The sequence below is a fragment of the Pseudoalteromonas citrea genome (genome assembly GCF_000238375.3).
Classification (GTDB): Bacteria; Pseudomonadota; Gammaproteobacteria; order Enterobacterales; family Alteromonadaceae; genus Pseudoalteromonas; species Pseudoalteromonas citrea.
The window spans coordinates 203356-218285 of sequence record NZ_AHBZ03000014.1 but is presented as its reverse complement, the minus strand read 5'-3'; the positions used below and the strand labels follow the sequence as shown (position 1 = coordinate 218285).

Here is a 14930-nt window from a genome sequence, read left to right as displayed (position 1 = left end):
ATGTTATTTCACGGCTTGAAATATGTGGCACCAACGAGAGACCTATTTGTATTTGGCAGGGTGAGAGTTGTTCATTTCTTTAATGAAAATGTATTGCTGATATTAAAAAGATCGTACTATATGTAGTTATAAGTCTTTAACTAAGTGAAGCAATAGAATGGTTATATTTACAACAAACTTTGGTGATATTGAGATAGAACTCGATACAACTACCGCACCAGTAACGAGAAAGAACTTTTTACAGTATTGTGAGGATGGCTTTTATCAGGGCACAATTTTTCACCGAGTTATTAAAGGGTTTATGATCCAAGGAGGCGGTTTCACTGCCAAAATGAAAGAAAAGCCAACTCGAGAAAGTATCGTCAATGAAGCGAATCGAGGGTTGAAAAATACCTTAGGCACCATTGCGATGGCTCGCACTGACGCACCGCACTCAGCGTCTGCACAATTTTTTATTAATACAGCAGATAACGCGTTTCTTGATCACTTCTCGACAACGAATGAAGGGTGGGGGTATTGCGCTTTTGGTAAGGTGACGGCCGGGTTAGAAGTGATAAAACAAATAGAAAAAGTAAAAACAGGCATGGTGGCTGGCCATGATGATGTGCCTTATGAACCGATTGTTATTGAGCGAGTAACAGTTAAAAAAGATGCTTAAAGCACATACATAGGTTAGCAATAGCATTCAGTATTTTTTCATAAAGGGTATGTAGATAAATTACTTTCAAGTTAAGTATAAAAAGGAGTTTAGAAGCATGGCGTTGATTTATTTAATGTTGGCAGGTATCGGGATTTTATTCCCTTATGCAGCTTTGATACCCTGGCTATTTCAGCATGGTCCAGACATTCAATTAGTAATTGATAATATTAAGGTAAACAAACTAAGTCTATTTGCTTGGCTAGATGTGTTGATTAGCGGTGTTACTTTACTGCTTTTTATTGTTGTGGATGCTAAACGTCATGGCGTAAGGTATTACTTAGTTGCTATTGCCGGTTTATTTTTTGTTGGCGTGTCCTTTGCTTTACCGCTCTATTTGTATTTACGAGAACGACAGCTCCCTATCAAATATTGATATTTTAAGCGATGTTGAGAACAGTGATGTTGCCCGCTTTAAGAGGCTAGTTTTACCTTTAAAGCATTATTTATTGCTAGAGCAGATGTGTACTGCACGTACATTGCCCGAGTAGCTCAACTGAACTCGCTAAGTCACGATTAATTTGTTAAATTAATCGTGATATTTCGCGAGGTTAAATATGTCAAACGTAGTTAAACGATTTTTAAATGATCCAGAACTCTTACTCAATTCTGTTGGAGAAGGTATTTATGGTTTTGATCTCTCTGGCAATGCGGTTTTTGTAAACCCAGCTGCAGAAAGAATGACAGGGTGGACTGAAGATGATTTATTAGGTAAAAAAATACATCAATACCATCATCACAGTCATGCCGATGGATCGCCTTATCCTGCAGATGAGTGTCAGATATATTGTACTATGTTTGACGGTAAACATCGCCATGTTACCGATGAAGTCTTCTGGCGCAAAGATGGAAGTTGCTTTGCGGTAGAGTACACCTCAACACCCGTTTATAAAGACGGTGCTCTGATTGGTGCGGTCGCGATATTTCGCGATGTTTCTCAGCAGCATGATACTGAACGTGCTTTAAGAGATGCATTAGCACAGGTGCAATGTTTAAGTGAACAATTGAAAGATGAAAATTCATACCTTCTCTCTGAGCTAAATGCCGATTGGCAAGACTCAGGGTTAGTCGGTCACAGCCATATATTTCAAACCATGTTAGAACAAATTAAATTAGTGAGCACCACTGATAGCACTGTTTTAATTCTAGGCGAAAATGGCACAGGTAAAGAACTTGTTGCGCGTAATTTGCACCGTTTAAGTAATCGCGAAGCCATGCCATTTGTAAAAGTTAATTGTGCTGCATTTACGCCAAGTCTTTTGGAGTCTGAGTTGTTTGGCCATGAAAAAGGGGCATTTACAGGGGCAAACGAAAAGCGAAAAGGGCGCTTCGAGTTAGCAGATAAAGGCACATTATTTTTAGATGAAATAGGGGAACTGCCCTTAGAGGCGCAGAGTAAATTACTCAGGGTGTTACAAGAGAGAGAGTTTGAACGGGTTGGGGGCAGCCAAACTTTGCACGTGGATTTACGGGTAATAGCTGCGACTAATCGAGATTTATGGGCGATGGTTGAAAGTGGCGCATTTCGCATGGACTTATATTATCGCTTGAACGTATTTCCAATCAGAGTACCTGCATTAAAAGAACGAAAGGAAGATATTCCAGTGCTGTGTGCAAACCTCATATCTCAGCTAAATAAACGACTAGGTAAACAATTAAAAGGTGTGTCGAAAGATACCATAAAAAAACTACAAGCCTATGACTGGCCGGGGAATATCAGAGAGTTACAAAATATTTTAGAAAGAGAAGCGATATTGAGCACGCATCGACTACTTAATCTGAGTCAGCCATTATCTGGAGAAAATCATGGTAGTAAAAAAGGAAGCTACTTGTTGTTAGATGTGGAGCGTGCTCATATAGAAATGGTGTTGCAAGTAAGTCATTGGCGTGTAGCAGGCGAAAATGGCGCGGCAATGAAATTGGGGATGCCAGAAAGTACGTTAAGATCAAAAATGAAAAAGCTGGGTATAGTTAGAAGTTGAATAAATCGCGATATATCACGTTTATTCGCGACATATCACGCTATGTCTGTTTTGTTATAATTTATTTTCATTAAAAATCAATTATTTATTAAAGTTTCAGTTTGGTCTGAAACTTGCAAATATCAAACTGTCTATTGTCAATGTAAAGCAAGTACTATGAAGTTTGATATAAAAGAAGAAGATATGATCATTAAGCCCTATAAATCTGAGGGGCCCATTTATATTCGTGAGCAAAAAGGTTTCTTCCAAAAAATCCGTCGTTATTTAAGTTGGTTACTGATGATAACCTTTATCGCTATTCCCTTTATTCAATATGGAGGCAAACAAGCTGTTTTGTTAGACGTAGCAACGCAGCAGTTTAGGGTTTTTGGAGCCACCTTTTTACCACAGGATTTTATGATTTTAGCGTGGATATTTATGTCAGGGGCATTCGCGCTATTTTTTGTAACTAATTGGCTTGGCCGCGTTTGGTGTGGCTATATATGTCCGCAAACAGTTTGGATGCTGTTATTTACATGGGTCGAGCATAAAACTGAGGGCACGCGAAATCAGCGAATAAAACTAGACAAATCCCCTTGGTCATTTAACAAAGTGCGTAAAAAAGCATTAAAGCATGTAGCTTGGTTATTGATCTCTGTATTTACTGCAACGTCTTTTATGGCTTACTTTATTCCCGCACATACACTATACGCAGATATGTTCTTGTTGGAGTGGTCAGGGTTGACTAGCTTTTGGGTGTTTTTGTTTGCATTTTGTACATATGGTAATGCGGGGTTCTTAAGAGAAAAAATGTGTACCGTAGCTTGCCCTTATTCTCGTTTTCAAGCGGTGATGTTTGATAAGGACACATTGGTGGTGACGTATGACACCGCGCGTGGTGAAAATCGTGGCCCGAGAAAGCGCAAAGAAGATCCCAAAAAAGTTGGATTAGGAGATTGTGTAGACTGCAATTTATGCGTTGATGTGTGTCCTGCCGGTATTGATATCAGAAATGGCATGCAGTACGAGTGTATTAATTGTGGCCTGTGTATTGATGCATGTAATGACACGATGAGCAAGTTCGGCTATGAAAAAAACCTCATTCGGTATGAAAGTGAAAATCAAACGAATGGTAAAAAAACAGATCCGTTCAGGCTCAAATTATTAGGGTATGCCTCTCTCACAGCTATGATCATTATAACAATGATAGTGTGGGCATTTAATCGTACACCTATTGAAGCCTCAGTTATCCGCGATCGAAATGCGCTGTACCGTATGAATTATGAAGGGTTAGTTGAAAATCCATATACCTTAAGCATTATTAATAAGACGCAACAAACGATGAGCTATCAAATTAGTTTAGGTGGATTAGAAAGTGCAACTCTAAAAGTTCCGACTCGAATCGTGATTGAAGCAGGAGAAATGGACTTAGTGCCTGTGACCGTTATTGCTGATGGGTATGATTTACGTAAAAAAGCAACAGCCATAACATTCACAATCGATGCACTTGAAGACAGCAGTATCACCATTACCAAAGACAGTTACTTTTATAAGAATTAGACAAAGGTTTTAACTTCCCCCCAAAACTTTGCGTGGCTACCTTTGGTGCCGCGCTTTTTTACATACGTCACCACTCTGTGCGCCTGCGCACATTAACTATGCTTTTATGTGCGTATCATTCACTAAAGTTTCTCGGTAAGCTAGCGTCAATACTTAAAGTTGATGAGGAGGTTATGTATGCTCCGTAATACGAAACGCAGTTACGGCTGGGTAGCCATTGTATTTCACTGGATCAGTGCTTGCGCCATTCTCGCTATGTTTGGGTTAGGGTTGTATATGGTTGATTTAAGCTACTACGACCCTTGGTATAGAGATTCGCTCACGATCCATAAAGGTGTGGGGGTTATCGTTGCCGTTTTCATCATTTTGCGTTTGGCTTGGAAATTAACAAATGAGTCTGTGCAAGACCTAAGTAATGTTCAAAGAAATGATCAACTGCAACATAGACTTGCCACACTGGCACACAGTGCTATGTATGCGTTGTTGTTTATTTTGTTTGTATCAGGGTACTTAATTTCAACCGCTGATGGTCGGGGGATTGACGTGTTTGGGGTGTTTGTTTTACCCAGTATTGGCGAATTGTTTGAACAGCAAAGTGATATTACAGGTGTTGTTCATCTATATGTAGCGTGGACCTTGATAGGCTTAGTGGTTACACATGCCAGCGCAGCGCTGTATCACCATTGGATATTGAAAGATTTGACCTTAAAAAGAATGTGTTCACCACAAAAGGAGCAATAGAATGAAAAAATTTTTAATCGCAGGTTTGTTAGCTACGTGCGTTACATCAGCTACAGCCAGTGCAGCTGATTATGTTATTGATACAAAGGGTGCTCACGCATTTGTTAATTTTAAAATTAAACATCTTGGCTATAGTTGGCTTCATGGCCGGTTCAATCAGTTTGATGGCGAATTTAATTATGACGCTAAAAAGCCAAATGACTCAGCAATCAAGCTGGTCATCGACACGCGTTCAATCGACTCAAATCATGCAGAAAGAGATAAACACCTTAGAGGCAGTGATTTCTTAAACGTGAGCAAATATCCAAAGGCGACTTTTGAGAGCACCAGTATCAGCTTTAGTGATGAGACAAATGGGAAAGTAACTGGTAAATTTACCTTACATGGCGTGACAAAGACGATTGCGTTTGACATTCAAAAGCTAGGTGAAGGTAGTGATCCTTGGGGTGGCTACCGTGTTGGTTTTGAAGGTGCGACTAAAATTAAACTGGCCGACTATGGCATTGACTATGACTTAGGCCCTGCTTCAACACACGTTAACCTTGGTTTACACATCGAAGGGATCCGCAAGTAACCTAACTAGCGTAAGTGGCTATTCAATTGTGCTTTAAGCTCATTGGGCAGCCACTTAAGCATGATCTCGTTGTACTTAGGCTCATCGTGTAAAGGGGCTAATGCTTTATTTATCTCAGTAATTAACGCAAGCCCAGCAGCATTTTTTGTACACCCAACATAGCCACGCGTAATATCATCTGTTTCACTAATAACTAATTGCGCGAGCTCATTGCCATTTTCTAATAACGTTTGTAAGTGATAGTGTTCACTTGGGTAACCAATAATTAAATCTAATCGCTTTTTTAACAGCATGTAGGTTAAGCTTTTTAACGGATCTTTGCCGGGTCGCAGTATCAACTGCTCTGTGGGAAGAGTGGCCAATACCGAGTCAATTTTTTTGCCAAAAGAGCGATTTAGTGACACTCCAACAGTTAATTTGTGTTCTTTTAATAATTTAAGCAACGAAACTCGTTGCCCAGGCGCTAAGTTTAGCGCTTGTATAATATCTTTTCGAAGCGCAATAGAAGGTGACAAACCTATGGTTGAATATTGTTCAGAGAATTGAATGTAACGAGCTCTATTTGTTGTTTTATAAAGTGAAATCATGCAATTAGTTTTGTTTGCATTAGACAGCTCATGAATAGCGCGGCTAGCCGGTAAAGTGCTGTTAGAAAAAGTATAGTCGGGCATCATATTTTGTAAGAGTTGAATGACCAGTTCATCTCTACCTTGCCCTTGTCGTTGTCCTTCTAATATATAATATGGGGCAAAATCTAAACGTATCCAGTTGATTGATTTAGCATTTATTAGCGGCGACCAAAGTATTATTACTAGCACTATTATTCGCAATTTATTGTCACTACTGTAATAAGAACCTTAACTAAGTGTAGCAAAAAGAAAAAAATGGCTTGAAAATTTTTGTAAGCTTAGTGTAATTAAATTGTATTGCTGAATTTACAAAGTAGAAAGCACTGCTACGCTTAATATGTCCCAACCGTAAATAATAACGCTTAAGCGCTGCATAATATGTTTGGTTTTAATGGAATACAAATGATTAACTGCATAAAATGCGATAGTTTGATTGCTTAAGGTTAATATTTTCCGATAAAATCGGAGGTTGGCGTAACAATTTCTAAATAAAAACTCACAAAGAAGAGTACATAATATGGTTACGCTCATTGTTAGTGACATTTTTGGTCACACACCCAACCTAGATGCATTTTCACAGGAACTTGGTACCAATGTGGTTATATGTTCGCCTTACGCTTGTTGCCAAAACTTAACTGGGCAGTCTGAAAAACAAGCATACGACAGGTTTATTACCTCAATGGGTCATGATGGTTATGCTTCTAAAGTAAAAGAAGCACTCATTAACGAACAACCTGACTTTATCGTAGCGTTTAGTGCTGGGGCAGTAGCGGCTTGGAGAGCGTTGGCGGCTACACCATTGAAGCGCGTACAAAAAATGATAGGGTTTTACCCTGGACAAATACGCAATTACACGAATTTACGCCCTCAATGTCATGTTGATCTTTATTTTCCGCATAAAGAAGATCATTTTGATATTTCACCGGTGATTTCTAGATTAAAAACAGTCTCTGGTGTTCAATGTGTTCGTACCCGATACAACCATGGCTTTATGAATGCACTTTCGCAAAACTTCAACAAATACGCATATCTTCACTATACTAATTTGTGCGACCAAGAAGCAGTTGTCGTTCAAGACTCACTTGTAAATCATCAAGTGGAGGTCACTTTATAACGAAGAAAAAGGACATCAGCCAATGACTGAATCTCTCTATGGGCGTTATCAACACTTTCCTGGTAATCCAATTGCTAAACCACCATGTAGAATGTTAAACGCCATGATGTATGGGTTTTTCATTGCTGGGGATTATGAAAAAATTCACGAATTTGTTAATACCACATTAAATACTGTTCAAAGCAGTACTTTTTATTTTCAGCCTTTATCATCTTATTGTTTACTAACCTTCACAGACATTGAAAATATCGCGTCAAAAGTCCCACCATTTAGTGACTATGGCTGGATGCAAGAAACAGACATCATTGTGTGGTTGCCTATTGCACAAGTTAGTAAAGTAGATCAGAAAGTAACTCATATATATTGGTACCCTGCATTTATTGCTGTGAATAACATTAATGCATTAGTTAATGGGCGAGAAACTTGGGGATACAATAAATATCAATGTCGATATGAGATGCCAACCTCTTATAAACAAGCGGATTACTTTTCGATTAGTTTAGATACCTTTCATCCTTTTACTCCAGAAACAAAAATGCGTTGCCATGAACTACTAAATGTTAAACGCATAGCCGATGACGATACCTGGTTTGAAGAGTTAGTCGAAATTGGCCACGAAATATCTCAATTACTGCATTCTAGTTGTGGTGATTTAAATATAAGTGCCGAGCTAATAAAGCAGTTTTTGGAAGGGTTTAAAAACCCTCAAATGGACCAGATCTTGTTTAAGCAGTTTCCAGATGGTTTCGCGAACGAGTCAGTGTACAAAGCGGTGGTTCATTCACCTTCTACGATTGAAAAAATCCACAAGGTTGGATTTTTAAAAGATGAATACAAAGTAACGATTAATAAGCTCGATGCATTTCCTTTTGATGACATGTTTGGTATCGCAATTGGCGAACAGCAGGCTGTATTGCCCTATTATGTCAGTATGGACTTTGATCAAGACGGTGCTTACGAAATTCATACCTCTTTAGCTTAATTTCTGATTCTAGTAGAGAAGGAAACGCGATTATGACCCAGCAAAAAATTGCTATTTTAGGTGGTGGTGTTGCTGCGATGACGGCAGCGGTTTATTTAACTGAAAAAGATGATTGGCAATCACATTACGATATTACAGTTCATCAGCTCGGTTGGCGTTTAGGAGGGAAGGGAGCCAGTGGCCGTAATGCACAAATTGCAGAACGTATTGAAGAACATGGGTTACATGTGTGGTTTGGTGCCTATGTCAACTCGTTTAAAATGATTGAAACCGTTTATAACAAATTAGATCGCCCTAATTCATGCCCTTTGAGCACTTGGCAAGACGCATTTAAACCTCACAGTTTTGTGGTATTACAAGAATATATCGAGCAAGAATGGCAAACATGGCCCGTTGATTTTCCGGTTATTGAAGGGAACCCTGGCGATGGGACGCTCGATTTGCATTTCTGGCAGTTGGTTGAGATGTTGGTTGCGTGGTTACGAAAGTTCGTTGACTCTATTGAATACGAAGTAGATAAAGCACACAAGCAAACAAAATTACAAACAACCAAGCGACGAGACCGGGGGTTATTGCAGCATTTGGCGTCGCAAATAAGAGACGCATACGATGACATTGAAGATGACGTCGAAGACTTTTTTGACAGTGCGCATGATGAACTCAAAGAGATTTGGTCAACTCCGAGTATTTTAGGGCACCAATTACAGCGTTTACTGGCACTGCGGGCTCAAGATCAGCATTTGGGTGAGCCCAGAGACAGACTGGTTGTTTGGTACGTTGTGAGAAAACTTAAGCGTTGGTTAAATAGCGAAGTAGCCGACATGCTAGACGAAAACGACAATATTCGTCGTGCCTATATTTGTGCCGATCTTGCCATTGCCATGGTAACGGGACTGATAAAGGATAAGGTTTTCTCAAAAGGCTTTGGGTCAATAAACCATTTAGATTTTAAACAGTGGCTACGAAATAACGGGGCAAACAAAACGTACAGTGTTGAGTCTGCGCCAGTGCGAGGGTTTTATGATCTCGTGTTTGGCTATGTCGATGGCGATTTCAAAAAAGGCGATGTAGAAGCTGGAGTTGCAGCTTTGGCGATGTTGCGGATCATTTTATGTTATCACGGCGGCGTAATGTGGAAAATGCAAGCTGGCATGGGGGATGTGATTTTCTCTCCTGTTTATGAATTGCTAAAACAGCGGGGCGTTAAATTCGAGTTTTTCAGTCAAGTAGAATCATTATCGGCCAATACCGACGCGGATGGGAAGCATTATGTCGACGGTATTGTTATCACTCAGCAAGTGTCGTTGATAAATGAGCAGTATGAACCGTTGGTAGATGTAAAAGGCTTACCATGCTGGCCCGCTCAGCCATTATTAGATCAAATTGATGCGAGGCAAGCTGATTTAATTAGAGCGCATAATATTAACTTGGAATCCTTTTGGACGAATTGGCCACAAATATACCAAGCAGAATTGAATCAAGCATTGCCGATAAAAACGCTTAAACGTGGTATCGACTTTGACCAAGTGATTTTTGGTATATCAGTCGCGTCATTAGAGCACTTGTGCCCCGAATTACTTCAGCAAGATGCCAAATTAGCTGCGCAGGCTGAAAACGTTAAAACTGTGGCAACACAGGCGTTTCAGGTATGGTTGAATAAAACAGATGAAGAACTTGGATTTAATTACACTCCAGCGAGCGAAGAACGGCCCATTTTAAGTGCATTTTCGCAGCCATTTGATACTTGGGCTGCGATGTCGAATTTGTTATCTAAAGAAGATTGGCCGAGTAATGGCCCTGTGAATATAGCGTATTTCTGTAGTGCATTTAGCTGTGATAGCTACCCCCCAATTACCGATCATGAATTTGATAAACGTGAAAAAGCCAAAGTAAAACAAAATGCACTTGATAAATTAAATATCGAAATGCAGCCTTTATGGCCGAACGCTTATGTTGATGGTCAGTTTGATTGGTCAGTCATACACAGTGAGCCGAGCCTTGTTGGCCAGCAGCGATTCAATGATCAGTATTGGCGAGTCAATGTAGACCCTTCAGAACGGTATGTTTTGTCGGTCAGTGGCAGTAGTGCATATCGTTTGGCGACTGACGGTACTGATTTCCAAAATTTATATATTACCGGTGATTGGATAAAAACTGGCGTGAACGCTGGCTGCGTTGAAGCTGCGGTTATGGCTGGAATGCTTACTGCAAGAGCAATTTCTGGCTATCCGGAATGTATTTCTGGAGAGTTTGGTTTTGAACCGGATGGTACATAGGCACTTCACGGGTGAGGTTAGACTGATTTAGTCGTGACGTGACCATTAGGAAAAATATGATGGCATGTTTGGCTGGCGGCCGGCATAGATCGGCCACGTTGTTATTAAAGAGGACTACGGGATTTATCAGGTTGAGAGCGGTGTTACTTGCTCAGTATCAATGATTAATAATAACACGCAATTAAATACGTCTGGTGGTTCTTATTCAACGTTGGGTATTTCATTTCTAGAAGGAAATGGAAATTAAACTCTCAAAACTTTGAAAAATGATGCCCGGTGTATATAGAGTCAGCAAGTGACCTATCATTGTTTTTAATTGGCAATGAAGCAACAGGCGATGGCGTAATGAGCGTTAATATTAAAAAAGTTAATTTAGATTTATTTTATAATTATTAATAGGTTGATACTTTAATATAGCCTGATCAAATAAAGACTAGGCTATTTATACCTAAGGAAAATTAATAGCAGTGGTTTATAGATTACTGCTATTTTTTCCAATCACACGACTGTACATGTTTAAACCAGAGCCGGCTAAATTTTTGTTTTTCGTAGCGTTCTTTAACTACTTTAAAGTTAAAGTGCGGTGCAATATACCTATTTATCAGCGTTTTTAGTTTTTTATCTTCAATGAGTAGGTAGTTCGTTTTTAACTGCTTATGATCATTTTTTGTCAGTTGTTTACCTTGAAGCTGTAAAAATCGCATATTTAGCCAAAATAATAATGCTTTTTTTGTTTCATTTGGAAAAGCGGTTGTGAGGTTATAAGTTGGCTCATAAAGCCGTTCAAAATTAACCTGATTATTTTGAATTACAAAAATAAATAGTAGATTTAGCCCTGCGGATATTTGACCCGAGCGTTTATCTATATTCTGATACCCAATTAATGCAGTTCTAAAATGTTGCTCAGCTTTTTCAATCAAACCTTCTTCTAAGGCAATCATTCCTTGGTTATTTTCGATAATTGCGAGTATATTTTTCTGCTGCGCTTTTTTAGCTAGTTTTTTCGCTTGAGTGTAAAGCGCTTTGGCTTTTTCGAGGTTATCAAGTTGCCGAGCTAATAATGCAAGGCTATTGGTTAGTATCAGTTTGTGTCTGTCATTTTTAGCATGCTTGTATGAACATTCAAAACTGGCTTGGGCATCATCTAAGTAATTGTTTTTCCTTAACCATATTCCTAATGCGCTGGTTATTGTTGTTAGGTTTTCAATAAATTTTGGGTGTTGGTAGTGAGAAAATACGGCGTCTATGGAGTCAATTAATAATGTGGTATTTCCTGTGGGGACAGACGCACGCATGGCGATGATATACCAGTTGATTTGCTGAGGGACGGTGAGAGTTTTAAAATCAGTAATCACATTTAATAACTGTAATGATTGTGCAGGATTTACTACGAGGTAGTCTTTGGCTTCTTGCAGCTTTGCATCAATATTTTGAGCTGTTATTGGCATAGAGAAGAGCAAAAAGATACTCGCAAAAAATTTCATCAGCTACCTTAATGAAGTGTTCTAAAAGAGAAATATAGGCTGTTTTTTGATATTATTCAAAGCTATGTGATGGAGAAAGGCTAATTGATGTTGCTAACTGGGAAGAGAAAATGCGTAGTGCATTTTCTCTATGGATGTTTTAAATGTATTTAAGTACAAACAGTTACATGCTGAGATGGGTTACAAGCATTCGGGTGGTTTGATTCACCACAGCGGTTGGGGTTTGTAAAGAAACAGTGCTCTATTGCAGTCCATCTACCACCAGCAACATTAGGGGTAGCTGCTTGAGGAAGCGTTACATCGTTCTGTGATAGAACTTTGATTTTATTTTTCTTTAGCTTTAATTTCATTGTTGTAATCCTTTTACATTGTTGATAATTGTCATTAACATATATTTTAATTTAAATTGATGCAACTATTTACTGTGGATTTTATTTAAATAAAAAGTCTTTATTTTTATATAATTAAATTTTTACTTTAGAATAAAATGATTTTTTCGAGCTGGTTAAAACCTTAATTTAATCCCAACTTCAGATAATAAAGGATGGATGGCCTCATCCACTTCACTAGATATGTAGGTATGTTACAATTCGCTGGTTTTAGATAGATAGGGGCAATTATGGCCAATACAGCACATGCATTACACATTTTGGTGAAGCATAAAGAGCTTGCTGAAGACATTATCAAGCAACTTAAAAAAGGCGCAAAGTTTCAGGTGCTTGCTAAAAAGCACTCGACATGTCCATCGGGTAAAAAAGGAGGCGACTTAGGTGAATTCAAACGCGGTCAAATGGTGCCTCAGTTCGATAAAGTAGCCTTTAGCAAAGAGATACTAGAGCCTCACCTAGTGAAAACTCGCTTTGGTTGGCACGTAATAAAAGTGTTGTATCGTACTTAGTTTAAGGCAACAGAGAGGTTAGACCTCTCTGGATAAAAGCGATATTCGCTATTTATTGCTGCGTTTACATATCACAATTGAGTATTTTCATTGCTTTATTTGCCGTGAGTACGCAGCCACGAGCTTCGTCACTTGCTTCTTTGCATTGCTTCGTCATGTCAGCGGTACTGGGGGCCTTATCGCCGAGTATTTTTTTAGCATGAGCCACTACCTTTGCGCATTCACTCACAGGAACGGGGGCGGCATCAGAGCAACCAGAAAGTGTAATAAAAGTACTGACTATTAATACTATTCGTAACATCATCGTAGTTCCTTGTTCATTTGTTAATATTATCCTTCTAAGGTAAGCCGCTTTTACGAAACTTAGCAAATAATTCCTGGCTTTTTTGAGCCTTTTCAATACTAAAAGGTCCAAATGTTAGAATCTAAGCCGCAGTATTCCAACCTTAGCTAAAAACCCGTATAATTCGCGCCCTGTAATTTTATTTGATAACGCGGCGTCGGTGAACTGGCGATGTGGGAAGCCTGCAATGACTCAAAAAGAAACACCTGAAATCACAAAGCTACATAAACGTTTAAGAAAGAATGTTGGTAATGCCGTGGTGGATTACAACATGATTGAAGAAAACGACGTGGTGATGGCGTGTATAAGTGGCGGCAAAGACTCATTTGCGATGCTGGATATACTTTTGAGCTTGCAAAAAGTTGCGCCGATCAAATTTGATGTTGTAGCGGTTAACCTCGATCAAAAGCAACCAGGGTTTCCAGAGCATATTTTACCAGAATACTTTGAAAGCCTTGATATTCCTTATTACATTGTAGATAAAGACACCTATTCGGTTGTGAAGCAAAAGGTACCTGAAGGTAAAACGACATGTGGACTTTGCTCTCGTTTAAGACGGGGTACTTTGTACTCATTTGCTGAAAAAATTGGTGCAACTAAAATTGCGCTTGGCCACCACCTAGATGATATTGTCGAAACTATGTTTTTAAATATGTTTCACGGTGCTCGACTAAAAGCAATGCCACCAAAACTGCGTTCAGATGATGGGCGAAATGTGGTGATAAGGCCATTGACCTACTGCCGTGAAGAAGATTTGATTTCATATGCTGAATATAAGCAATTCCCAATTATCCCTTGTAACTTGTGTGGTTCTCAAGAAAACCTACAACGACAGAATATTAAAGCCATGTTGGTTGATTGGGATGCTAAAACACCAGGTCGTGTTGAGAGTATTTTTAAATCAATACAGAATGTCAGTCCGAGCCAGCTAGCTGATAGAGATTTGTTTGATTTTATTAATCTACCCATTGACCGAGAGGCGGAAAAAGCAGAGTATGAATTTGCTGAGGCCACCGTGTCATCGTCAAATATTGATGAGTCGTTATTTATCGATGTGACGAATATCTAAATACCAGTACATTGATAGCAACCATATACATACTGTGGTTGCTATTTTGAACGTGATAAACTTCTTTATTTCAGCTTGATTTTTTGTAACGCATCAAATAAATTCGCTTTATTTTCAGTACTCACATACTTTAAATCTCTTGGTTCTCTGTGTGCTTTAACACTCAGCAGATCGGCTTTGTAACGATCTTGAATGGCTTTTGCGACAGCTATTTACGACGAAAAAAGCGCGTGATACTTTTTTCCTCTAGCCCTACTAAGGTTGCTAAACGGGCGCTTGCTGCGATAACCGTTTTTTCACGCTCGATATCCTCAATTGCTTTGTGGTGGTTTACTTTGTACAAAGCAACATCCTCCATATAGCCTAATCGTTCATTAATCACCCAAAAATATCAGTCGCACACGTGCTAGACCACCCAAAGAATGGCGTCATTAAAAACAATAATAAAATATACCTTTGCATTTTAACCCTGAAGCTATTTCCATTGTGTGATGGAGCCAGTGATACCTCAATTAGAGTACAATGAATTAGTGCCTGTATATGATGTTTATTTATGGCACTATGCTTTTAAGAGAAATACTTTCGCCATCTGAAAGTACAGT

General features: G+C 39.0%; 16 protein-coding genes. 11 read left to right on the top strand and 5 right to left on the bottom strand.

Going from position 1 to position 14930, the window contains the following annotated elements:
• The first annotated feature begins 157 nt into the window (after window positions 1-157).
• From PCIT_RS04265 to PCIT_RS04240, 6 genes are all read left to right on the top strand, one after another.
• On the top strand, window positions 158-658 hold the full coding sequence (locus PCIT_RS04265) for a peptidylprolyl isomerase (RefSeq protein WP_010362694.1): 501 nt from the start codon (window positions 158-160) through the stop codon (window positions 656-658).
• A 97-nt stretch (window positions 659-755) separates the two neighbouring features.
• Entirely contained in the window at window positions 756-1073 is a 318-nt protein-coding gene (locus PCIT_RS04260; protein WP_010362695.1) for a DUF2834 domain-containing protein, read from the top strand.
• Between the two features lie 181 nt (window positions 1074-1254).
• Window positions 1255-2679 (top strand): sigma-54 interaction domain-containing protein, encoded by a 1425-nt coding sequence (locus PCIT_RS04255; RefSeq protein ID WP_010362696.1) that lies wholly within the window; start codon window positions 1255-1257, stop codon window positions 2677-2679.
• 156 nt (window positions 2680-2835) lie between these two features.
• Window positions 2836-4218, top strand: coding sequence for a cytochrome c oxidase accessory protein CcoG (gene ccoG, locus PCIT_RS04250; RefSeq protein ID WP_010362697.1), 1383 nt, complete (start codon window positions 2836-2838; stop codon window positions 4216-4218).
• 177 nt (window positions 4219-4395) lie between these two features.
• Window positions 4396-4959: a cytochrome b gene (locus tag PCIT_RS04245; protein WP_010362698.1), complete on the top strand. Its 564-nt coding sequence runs from the start codon at window positions 4396-4398 to the stop codon at window positions 4957-4959.
• A 1-nt stretch (window position 4960) separates the two neighbouring features.
• Complete coding sequence (locus PCIT_RS04240; RefSeq protein WP_010362699.1) at window positions 4961-5533, top strand: YceI family protein; 573 nt, start codon at window positions 4961-4963, stop codon at window positions 5531-5533.
• 5 nt (window positions 5534-5538) lie between these two features.
• On the opposite strand, the gene PCIT_RS04235 is transcribed toward PCIT_RS04240, so the two are convergent.
• Window positions 5539-6351, bottom strand: coding sequence for a TIGR02285 family protein (locus PCIT_RS04235; protein ID WP_010362700.1), 813 nt, complete (start codon window positions 6349-6351; stop codon window positions 5539-5541).
• A 328-nt stretch (window positions 6352-6679) separates the two neighbouring features.
• On the opposite strand from PCIT_RS04235, the gene PCIT_RS04230 reads away from it, so the two are divergent.
• Genes PCIT_RS04230 through PCIT_RS04220 form a run of 3 tightly spaced genes read left to right on the top strand, consistent with a single transcriptional unit; the run spans window position 6680 to window position 10534 of the window.
• Window positions 6680-7276 (top strand): hypothetical protein, encoded by a 597-nt coding sequence (locus tag PCIT_RS04230; protein WP_010362701.1) that lies wholly within the window; start codon window positions 6680-6682, stop codon window positions 7274-7276.
• Window positions 7277-7298: 22 nt separating this feature from the next.
• A complete protein-coding gene (locus PCIT_RS04225) occupies window positions 7299-8258 on the top strand; it encodes a hypothetical protein (RefSeq protein WP_010362702.1) in 960 nt (319 codons plus the stop codon).
• 32 nt (window positions 8259-8290) lie between these two features.
• On the top strand, window positions 8291-10534 hold the full coding sequence (locus PCIT_RS04220) for an NAD(P)-binding protein (RefSeq protein WP_010362703.1): 2244 nt from the start codon (window positions 8291-8293) through the stop codon (window positions 10532-10534).
• Between the two features lie 485 nt (window positions 10535-11019).
• Here PCIT_RS04220 and PCIT_RS04215 read toward each other — a convergent pair whose 3' ends face one another.
• Window positions 11020-12018, bottom strand: a complete 999-nt coding sequence (locus PCIT_RS04215; protein ID WP_010362704.1) for a hypothetical protein — start codon at window positions 12016-12018, stop codon at window positions 11020-11022.
• 149 nt (window positions 12019-12167) lie between these two features.
• The gene (locus PCIT_RS04210; RefSeq protein ID WP_010362705.1) at window positions 12168-12368 is read right to left on the bottom strand and encodes a hypothetical protein; all 201 of its coding nucleotides are present in this window, start codon (window positions 12366-12368) and stop codon (window positions 12168-12170) included.
• A 269-nt stretch (window positions 12369-12637) separates the two neighbouring features.
• On the opposite strand from PCIT_RS04210, the gene ppiC reads away from it, so the two are divergent.
• Complete coding sequence (gene ppiC, locus PCIT_RS04205) at window positions 12638-12916, top strand: peptidylprolyl isomerase PpiC (RefSeq protein WP_010362706.1); 279 nt, start codon at window positions 12638-12640, stop codon at window positions 12914-12916.
• A gap of 64 nt (window positions 12917-12980) precedes the next feature.
• Here the strand turns inward: ppiC and PCIT_RS04200 are convergent, their stop codons facing one another.
• Window positions 12981-13220, bottom strand: coding sequence for a hypothetical protein (locus PCIT_RS04200; RefSeq protein ID WP_040697040.1), 240 nt, complete (start codon window positions 13218-13220; stop codon window positions 12981-12983).
• A gap of 226 nt (window positions 13221-13446) precedes the next feature.
• Here PCIT_RS04200 and ttcA point away from each other — a divergent pair, with 226 nt between their 5' ends.
• A complete protein-coding gene (ttcA, locus tag PCIT_RS04195; RefSeq protein WP_010362708.1) occupies window positions 13447-14328 on the top strand; it encodes a tRNA 2-thiocytidine(32) synthetase TtcA in 882 nt (293 codons plus the stop codon).
• A 208-nt stretch (window positions 14329-14536) separates the two neighbouring features.
• Here the strand turns inward: ttcA and PCIT_RS04190 are convergent, their stop codons facing one another.
• Window positions 14537-14710 carry a chorismate mutase gene (locus PCIT_RS04190; RefSeq protein ID WP_157592799.1) on the bottom strand — a complete coding sequence of 58 codons (174 nt, stop codon included), beginning with the start codon at window positions 14708-14710 and terminating at the stop codon, window positions 14537-14539.
• Window positions 14711-14930: the final 220 nt, after the last annotated feature.

Bases quoted from the DNA above. Each gene is read 5' to 3' on its own strand.
- PCIT_RS04265 (WP_010362694.1), top strand. From the start codon at position 158: ATGGTTATATTTACAACAAACTTTGGTGATATTGAGATAGAACTCGAT.
- PCIT_RS04260 (WP_010362695.1), top strand. From the start codon at position 756: ATGGCGTTGATTTATTTAATGTTGGCAGGTATCGGGATTTTATTCCCT.
- PCIT_RS04255 (WP_010362696.1), top strand. From the start codon at position 1,255: ATGTCAAACGTAGTTAAACGATTTTTAAATGATCCAGAACTCTTACTC.
- ccoG (WP_010362697.1), top strand. From the start codon at position 2,836: ATGAAGTTTGATATAAAAGAAGAAGATATGATCATTAAGCCCTATAAA.
- PCIT_RS04245 (WP_010362698.1), top strand. From the start codon at position 4,396: ATGCTCCGTAATACGAAACGCAGTTACGGCTGGGTAGCCATTGTATTT.
- PCIT_RS04240 (WP_010362699.1), top strand. From the start codon at position 4,961: ATGAAAAAATTTTTAATCGCAGGTTTGTTAGCTACGTGCGTTACATCA.
- PCIT_RS04230 (WP_010362701.1), top strand. From the start codon at position 6,680: ATGGTTACGCTCATTGTTAGTGACATTTTTGGTCACACACCCAACCTA.
- PCIT_RS04225 (WP_010362702.1), top strand. From the start codon at position 7,299: ATGACTGAATCTCTCTATGGGCGTTATCAACACTTTCCTGGTAATCCA.
- PCIT_RS04220 (WP_010362703.1), top strand. From the start codon at position 8,291: ATGACCCAGCAAAAAATTGCTATTTTAGGTGGTGGTGTTGCTGCGATG.
- PCIT_RS04215 (WP_010362704.1), bottom strand. From the start codon at position 12,018: ATGAAATTTTTTGCGAGTATCTTTTTGCTCTTCTCTATGCCAATAACA.
- PCIT_RS04210 (WP_010362705.1), bottom strand. From the start codon at position 12,368: ATGAAATTAAAGCTAAAGAAAAATAAAATCAAAGTTCTATCACAGAAC.
- ppiC (WP_010362706.1), top strand. From the start codon at position 12,638: ATGGCCAATACAGCACATGCATTACACATTTTGGTGAAGCATAAAGAG.
- PCIT_RS04200 (WP_040697040.1), bottom strand. From the start codon at position 13,220: ATGATGTTACGAATAGTATTAATAGTCAGTACTTTTATTACACTTTCT.
- ttcA (WP_010362708.1), top strand. From the start codon at position 13,447: ATGACTCAAAAAGAAACACCTGAAATCACAAAGCTACATAAACGTTTA.